6 protein-coding genes are annotated in these 7,604 nt (G+C 39.5%); 4 read left to right on the top strand and 2 right to left on the bottom strand.

Going from position 1 to position 7,604, the window contains the following annotated elements; all coding sequences use genetic code 11:
- Window positions 1-199 precede the first annotated feature (199 nt).
- A complete protein-coding gene (gene sodB / locus F3G98_RS08815; protein ID WP_012140576.1) occupies window positions 200-817 on the top strand; it encodes a superoxide dismutase [Fe] in 618 nt (205 codons plus the stop codon).
- Window positions 818-1,848: 1,031 nt separating this feature from the next.
- Here sodB and F3G98_RS08810 read toward each other — a convergent pair.
- Complete coding sequence (locus F3G98_RS08810; RefSeq protein ID WP_149726049.1) at window positions 1,849-3,015, bottom strand: MalY/PatB family protein; 1,167 nt, start codon at window positions 3,013-3,015, stop codon at window positions 1,849-1,851.
- An 88-nt stretch (window positions 3,016-3,103) separates the two neighbouring features.
- Here F3G98_RS08810 and F3G98_RS08805 point away from each other — a divergent pair, with 88 nt between their 5' ends.
- The 3 genes from F3G98_RS08805 to tpx all read left to right on the top strand — a co-directional run bounded on the left by F3G98_RS08805 (window position 3,104) and on the right by tpx (window position 5,460).
- On the top strand, window positions 3,104-3,559 hold the full coding sequence (locus tag F3G98_RS08805; RefSeq protein ID WP_103608132.1) for a DIP1984 family protein: 456 nt from the start codon (window positions 3,104-3,106) through the stop codon (window positions 3,557-3,559).
- A 218-nt stretch (window positions 3,560-3,777) separates the two neighbouring features.
- Entirely contained in the window at window positions 3,778-4,920 is a 1,143-nt protein-coding gene (locus tag F3G98_RS08800) for a trans-sulfuration enzyme family protein (protein WP_103608133.1), read from the top strand.
- Between the two features lie 9 nt (window positions 4,921-4,929).
- Window positions 4,930-5,460, top strand: a complete 531-nt coding sequence (gene tpx, locus F3G98_RS08795) for a thiol peroxidase (protein ID WP_009295238.1) — start codon at window positions 4,930-4,932, stop codon at window positions 5,458-5,460.
- A gap of 6 nt (window positions 5,461-5,466) precedes the next feature.
- On the opposite strand, the gene F3G98_RS08790 is transcribed toward tpx, so the two are convergent.
- Entirely contained in the window at window positions 5,467-7,335 is a 1,869-nt protein-coding gene (locus tag F3G98_RS08790; RefSeq protein WP_103608134.1) for a nuclease-related domain-containing DEAD/DEAH box helicase, read from the bottom strand.
- Window positions 7,336-7,604 lie beyond the last annotated feature (269 nt).

Genomic DNA, 7,604 nt, shown 5'->3' with positions numbered 1-7,604 from the left:
AAGCCAAATTTGCTCTTTTAGGATATAAATTTCACTCTTTTAACCACAAATTTATAAAGAAAATTTGCTCATCTTTTATAAATGAAAAAATTAGCTTTTATAAAACGCCCTATTTTTAGGATAAATTTTGAAAGATTTTGTTTGTTAATCTTTTATGGCTATAATGCGAAATAACAAATTTTATTATTAAGGAATTATTATGTTTGAATTAAGAAAACTTCCGTTTGACGCAAATGCCAATGCAGTAGTAAGTGCTAAGACCTGTGAATACCACTATGGCAAGCACCACGCGACCTATGTTGCAAATTTAAACAATCTCATAAAAGATACAAAATTTGCTGACGCATCATTTTATGAAATCCTAAAAAATAGCGAAGGCGGTCTTTACAACAACGTCGCTCAAGTCTATAACCACGACTTTTACTGGGACTGCATCGCTAAAAAAAGCGAGATGTCAAGCGAGCTAAAAGCTGCGATCGAAGCAAATTTCGCAAATTTCAAAGAGGAGTTTTTAAAAGCAGCTACAACGCTTTTTGGCTCAGGCTGGGCGTGGCTTGTATTTGATCCAAGCAGCAAAAAGCTAGAGATCGTGCAAACTAGCAACGCAAAAACTCCAGTGAGCGATGGCAAAGTGCCACTTTTAGTCGTTGATGTTTGGGAGCACGCTTACTACATCGACAACTTCAACGCACGCCCAAAATACCTAGAGACTTTTTATGAGAACATAAACTGGGAATTTGTTAGCAAAGCTTACGAGTGGGCGCTAAAAGAGGGTCTTGGCTCAGTTGAGTTTTACACAAAAGAGCTACATAAATAATATCTGGCGGGGCTATCCCCGCCTTTAAATTTCTACTTTTATTCAAATTTAACTATCAAATTTATCATTTAAAAAGAGCGTAAATGCTTCTTTTGACAAATGATCTTTTTATAAATTTAAAATCAGCACGAGCTAGCTTATCTTTAAATTTCTACTTTCTAAATTTAATAAGTAACTTGCACGATATTTACTACTTTAAAAGGCGCAAAATACTCGTTTTGGCAAGTGATCTTTTTAGAAATTTAAAGCAGGTGTGAGTTAGCTAACCTTTAAATTTCTGCTTTTCTAAAATTTAAAATCATCAAATTTCTAAGCAAAATCACTTTTGAAAAATAATACTATTTTCAATGGCCCAAATTCTCACTTTGACAAAATGACTTCTTTTAAATTTAACACTAGGGCGAGATATCTCACTTTCAAATTTCTATTGCTAAATTTAACGATAAAGAGGCGCGATATTTGCTACCGCAAAAGGCGTAAAATGCTTGTTTCTGTCGCCTGCTCTATTTTCTTTGGGTCACTTTCACTTTAAATTTATCACTACAAAACCAAAATGGCTATACGTCTTTAAATTTAAAAAGTCGCTTTGAACTCGAGATGACCGCACTCTTTGGTGCTTGAAAAATAAACTCAAGTATTCGCATTAACAGCTTTGCTTAATTTTAATGTAAATAAAGATCGGTATGACTATCTCGCTCTTAAATTTTATCTCTTTCAAATTTAAACTACTAAATTTATGAGCGAAAGCTACTTAATTCCCAAACGTGCCAAGACACTCTTTTAACGCACTAGCGCATGCTGGAGAGATATCAAAAATAGCAAAAACTGGCTTTACCACCTGCCCTATTGCGACCAAGCAACTCCACGCTTAAATTTAATGTAACAAAAAAACAGCATAGGCACGCTAGACTTTAAATTTATGAGCAATACTTACTTTGATCCTTAAGAAATGTGTGAGGTCAAAAATGCCCTAGGTAACTATTTTATATCAGACAAAGGCGGCTTAAATTCCAAAGCCACCCAGCCAAAATTTATCTCTTTGAAATGTATAAATTTATCCCATTTTGCAAGCGTTTTAGCCCTTCAAGCACCCTTTGGCGCTGCGTTGCGATATTCATACGAAGGAAAAATCTATCTCCTCTGTAAGCGTTGCCGTCATTTAGCCACAGCCCTGCTCTGTCGCGCAAGAAATTCATAAACTCACTCGAATCCTCGCAAAACGCACTGCAGTCAAGCCACAAAAGATAGGTCGCACTTGATGGCAAGAGCTTCACAGGCAGATTTTGCTCTTTTATGAAGTTTGCGACGACCTTTTTGTTTTCAAAAAGATACTCTCTAAGCTCATCAAGCCACGCCTCGCCCTCGTTAAAAGCGGCTATTGTTGCGATGATCGCAAAAGCATTTGCCTCGCCTACCTCATCGTAGTTTATCGCCGCGTTCATCTTCGCTCTGATGTGTTCGTTTGGCGTGACGACGGCTGAGCTTTGAAGGCCAGCTATGTTAAAGGCCTTTGTAGGCGAGATGCACGTGATGGAGTTATTCTTACACTCGTCGCTAACGCTGATAAATGGCACGTAGCTAGTCGCAGGGTCGGTTATGTCGCAGTGAATTTCATCGCTAATAACCAAAACGCCGTGCTTGTAGCAAAGCTCGCCTATCTTTTTTAGCGTCTCTTTGTCCCAAATTTTGCCTATTGGATTGTGTGGGTTGCAAAGTAGCATCATAGTAGTTAGCGGCTGGGCCAGCTTTGCCTCGAGGTCGTCAAAGTCTATCTCATAAGAGCCATTTTTATATATTAGGTCGTTTGATAAAATTTCACGGCCGTTGTTTTTTATGCAGTTAAAAAAGACGTGATATACAGGCGCTTGCACTAAAATTTGATCTCCTGGGCTGCTAAATCTCCTAATAGCCGTCGAAAGTGCTGGTATGACGCCCGTGCAAAAGCACATCCACTCATTCTCTAAGCTCACGTTATGACGCCTTTGCCACCAGCTCTTTATCGCCTCGTTCCACTCTTTTGGGATGAAAGAGTAGCCAAAGACGCCGTTATCAAGGCGCTTTTGCAAGACGCTTAAGATCTCAGGTGCGGCCTTAAAGTCCATATCTGCAACCCACATCGGCAAAACATCGCTCTTCATACGCCATTTTGATGAGTTGGTGCCTTCTCTGCTTACTAATGTGTCAAAATCGTACTTCATAGCTTTTCCTTAAATAAAATTTTAAATCAATTATAACCCAAAAGATACTAAGATGATTTAAAAATTTAATACCCAAAAAGGAAAAATGATGAAACTAGCTCAGGCTCTCATCCTAAGATCTGACACGCAAAAGCGCATCGAACAGCTAAAAGTTAGGCTACTTAGCAATGCAAAAACGCAGGAAAATGAAAGTCCAAGCGAAGATCCAAAGATTCTTTTAAAAGAGCTTGACAAGCTAACAAGTGAGCTTTTTACGCTCATTTGCTCTATAAATTTAACAAACTCGAGCGCTAAATTTGATAGCATTAGCCTCACTGAGATGATCGCTAAAAAGGACGCTTTGGTGCTAAAAGCAAACGTGCTTAGAGAGTTTGCCACGAGCGCTAGTCAAAAGGTCGATCTTTACTCAAACAGCGAGATCAAAATTTTAAGCACAGTCGATGTGAGCGCACTTCAAAAGCAAGTAGATGCGCTTTCAAAAGAGATCAGAGAGCTTGAGATGAAGCTTCAGGAGGCAAACTGGTCGGTTGATCTAGTAGAGTAAAATTTATGGTAAAAATTTAGCCAAAAGCGAGTAAAAAACCATACATTGGCGGCTTGCGAAGACCAGGCAAAAGCTTAAATTTAGTCTTAGCAATCTTACAAATGCAAATTTAAAAAGCACTTTTACTACCACTTACTGGTTTGGCTATATTTTGGGTGGGTTTGGGGAAAATTAATCTTTATCATGTAAAATTTCGTAAATTTTTAAAAAGGAAATTTATGAAACTAGACACTCTTATCGTAAAAGGCATCGAAGCTAAAAACAACCCAAACAAAGCGGTCGTTCCGCCAGTATTTTTAGCTAGCACATTCGTGCAAGATGACCTTGAAAATTTTCAAGAATTTGCCTACTCACGTGGCAACAATCCTACAAAAAAAGCCTTTGATGATATCTTTGCTAAAGTCGAAGGCAGCAAATATGCATTTAGCTTTGGCTCAGGCATGGCAGCAACAGCAGCCGCACTTAGCCTTATAAAAACGGGGCAAAAAGTCCTGCTAAATAGCAACGTCTATGGCGGCACTTATAGATATGTCACGAGCGTTTTTGAAAGCCACGGCATAAAGAGCGAATTTATAGATGATCTAAATTTTTTAAGCGAAGATGACATAAGTGAGGATGTGGCAGCGATCTTCATCGAAACTCCCTCAAATCCTCTTTTAAGAGTGACTGATATCGCTAGAATTTCAAAGATCGCTCACAAAAAGGGCGCTCTAGTCATCGTGGATAACACATTTTTGACGCCTTACTATCAAAAAGTACTTGAGCACGGAGCTGACATCGTGGTCTATAGCGCTACAAAATATATCGGCGGACACGCTGACGTGATCGCTGGTATCGTCACGCTAAACGACGATGCTTTGGCTGAAAAGATCAAATTTGCTAAAAACACGCTTGGTGGCATCATCAGCCCGATGGATGCATACTACCTAATACGTGGGCTTAAAACGCTTAGCGTTAGGTTTGATAGACAAACGCAAAATACCCATAAAATCATCAAATTTTTAGAGAATAATGACGCCGTTAGCGTAGTGCATTTCCCTGGCTCATACAGCGAGCAAGAGGCAAAGATGCAAGCGGCTCAAGCAAGCGATATCGGCGCTCTTATCTCATTTGAGCTTGATGAAAAATATGATGTAAATAAATTTGTAAAATCGCTAGAAATTTTTGATCTAGCAGTGAGCCTTGGTGGCGTAGAGAGCCTTATCTGCAGGCCTGCTACGATGACGCATGAGGCATATCCAAAAGAGGTGCTAGACAAGATCGGCATAAAGCAAAATTTGCTTCGCCTAGCCATCGGCATCGAAAACGTCGATGATCTAATAGCCGACCTTGATCAAGCATTTAAAAAAGCTAAAAGATAAGGAGAAATCATGGCAACTACAAAATTTAAAGGTAGTGAGGTAAATTTAAGCGGAAACGAGCTATTTGTCGGCTCTTATGCGCCTGAAGCCAGAGTCGTAGCGCAAGATCTTAGCGAATTTAGCGTGGGCGGAAATAATGGCATAGAGGTGCTTGTCTGCTTACCATCACTTGATACTGGTGTTTGCGCGGCAGAAGCACGTAAATTTAACGAAAAAGTAGCTGGAAAACACGGCGTAAAACTTAGCATCATCTCAAACGACCTGCCATTTGCGATGGGGAGATTTTGCACGACTGAGGGCATAGCAAACCTGCGTGTGGGAAGCGACTTTAGATACGGCGAATTTGCCCAAAACTACGGCATGCTGATGAGTGACGGGGCGCTAAAAGGCTTGCTTGCAAGAGCGGTCTTTGTCATCAAAGATGGCGTCATCATCCACAAGCAAATCGTCCCCGAAGTGACCCAGGAGCCAAACTACGACGCAGTTTTTGACGCGATAAAACAAAGCGGCGGATGTGGTTGCGGTTGCGGCTGCCATTAAAATTTACTATGCAAAGAGCCCAGCTATGATGGCAAAGAGCTGACTGCCAGTCACCACTAGCTCGCCAACCTCTTTTACATCTCTTAAAACTGGCCTTATAGAGGCTAGTTTTAGGCTTGATTTTTCTTTTATTTCTTCATTTTTCGGTGGCAGATCTTGCGTGATGCTTGCATATTTTTTAATAACATCGATCACCTGTTTTATCTCATCTGGCAAATTTTCATCCAAATTTTTAGGCAGCGAGATGTATAAATTTTCACGGCTTCTAGTCAGTAAGACGTAAATTTTTCTATAAAAAAACTCCCTTTCATTTTTATATATGGTTTGCAAAAACGGCAAAAAGTTGTGGATGATGACATTTTGCGCTTCAAGGCCTTTGATGGACTGCATCGTCAAAACCTCTACATTTTTACCCTCTGGCAAGACGCTCTCTTTTATGGCACTTACGGCGACCTTGCTATTACTTAAAACGACACTTGTTTCGCCATTTGGTAAGGCTTTTAGGCACTTTTTAAGCCCCGCAAATTCATCAAGCTCGACCACTTTTATGCTGCCATCTTGCAAGATACACTGGATGTCTGAGATGAAGTCTTGATTTAGATAAAAGCTCTTTTTGTAGTAGTCATTTATCGCAGAGTCCTTTTGTAAGATCTCAAATGCGCACCTAGCGATGTTTGAAGGTGTTCGGTAGACGTTTTTTAGGTTTTTCACGCGCCCTCTCATGTCGATACGCTCAAATTTTGGATGGTGAAAGATGTCGGCTATGTTGTTCATCGTGTATGTGTAAAATTTCTGCGCCTCGTCGATGAAAAATATGCAGTCCTTTATCTCCTCGTAGATGACGCTCATAAAGCCAGCTGGCATATCCTGGGTCTCGTCGCAAAGGATGTAGTCGATCGGGTGCTTTGCAAGGTGGGCTTTAAATTTCGCTCTAAACTCAGCAATCGCTTCGTCGGTTTCGTAAATTTGATACTTTTGGCTGATGTTTGTATTTTCATCCATGCCAAGCTTTGCTTCATCAAATCCTATACGTTTTAGCAGTGATATTATCGGATAAACAGCGATGTTTTTATTTATAAATTTATCGCCAAAGCTTGATTTGATATTTTGGGCTAAATTTTTATTAAAGCAAAGCACGAGAAATTTCTCATTTTCGTCACGCTCAAGCCTGTTTGCGACAAAATTTGCAAGTATCATCGTCTTACCAGTGCCTGCAACGCCCCTGATCACGCGAAACCCACCAGTGTAGCCGTTCATGATACTAAGCTGCTTGTGATCAAAAAACATCACTTCATCTTTCGTGATTATCGGGATTATCTTTTGTTTTAGCTTGCTTTGATTGACAAGCATTTCTGAAATTTTAAGAAACTCTTTTTTGTTTGGCAGCGTGCTAATAGAGGAGTTGAAAAATTTAGCAAAGATGTCCTCGTCTGTTAGATCGTCTTTGAAAAAGGTGTGATTTTTTAAATTTAGATAGCTTGGATTTTTCGCGTAAAATTTATTAGCCTCGGCCTTGCTGATAGAAGGGAAAATAACCCTGTACTCGACATTTATAGGCACTTTTTTAAGCTCTGACTCTATCTTTGCAAGAAGCATTCTTTGATAAATTTTTACCTGCTCGTAAGGGTTATTTTCATCCATTTGCTCAAGATCGATCCAGTTTTTAACCTCGATGACGTAAATTCCAAGCGCTGGATGGAGCAAAAGCAGGTCTATCTCCCTAGATGAGCCCGCAGGATCGTCGATGCTCGCCTTTGGGATGAGATAGTAGTTTTCATCACCCTTTTGGTTTAAAATTTTACCGATAGCCTCGAGCACATCGGCCTCACCCTGCTCACCTTTAAAGATCTTACTAAAAATGCTTTTTATGTTCATAAACCACTCCTTTAAATTTTTAACAACTTTGATATTTTATAAATTTTAATCTTAGAGTTTGAAGCGGTGGAGCTATCAAGCTAGCTTTTTTATGACAATATGGGTCCTAGCCAACTAGCAGAGTGGTTTTAATCATTTAAATATAAGCTCTTTTTTCTTTTAAACATACCAAATATCAGGGTTTTACCCTATACCATGCCATCTCTCTTGCTTTTTAAACTAAAAGTGACCTTTGTATTTTATCTCGCCTAATTTTTTTACTATTAAGA

This window comes from Campylobacter concisus (assembly GCF_902460895.1).
In the GTDB taxonomy this organism is placed as follows: Bacteria; Campylobacterota; Campylobacteria; order Campylobacterales; family Campylobacteraceae; genus Campylobacter_A; species Campylobacter_A concisus_BC.
The sequence above is the reverse complement of the archived record's forward strand: the minus strand, read 5'-3'. Positions and strand labels throughout refer to the sequence as shown.

Coding starts and splice junctions, on each gene's coding strand:
- F3G98_RS08800 (WP_103608133.1), top strand. CDS start 3,778: ATGAAACTAGACACTCTTATCGTAAAAGGCATCGAAGCTAAAAACAAC.
- sodB (WP_012140576.1), top strand. CDS start 200: ATGTTTGAATTAAGAAAACTTCCGTTTGACGCAAATGCCAATGCAGTA.
- F3G98_RS08810 (WP_149726049.1), bottom strand. CDS start 3,015: ATGAAGTACGATTTTGACACATTAGTAAGCAGAGAAGGCACCAACTCA.
- F3G98_RS08805 (WP_103608132.1), top strand. CDS start 3,104: ATGAAACTAGCTCAGGCTCTCATCCTAAGATCTGACACGCAAAAGCGC.
- F3G98_RS08790 (WP_103608134.1), bottom strand. CDS start 7,335: ATGAACATAAAAAGCATTTTTAGTAAGATCTTTAAAGGTGAGCAGGGT.
- tpx (WP_009295238.1), top strand. CDS start 4,930: ATGGCAACTACAAAATTTAAAGGTAGTGAGGTAAATTTAAGCGGAAAC.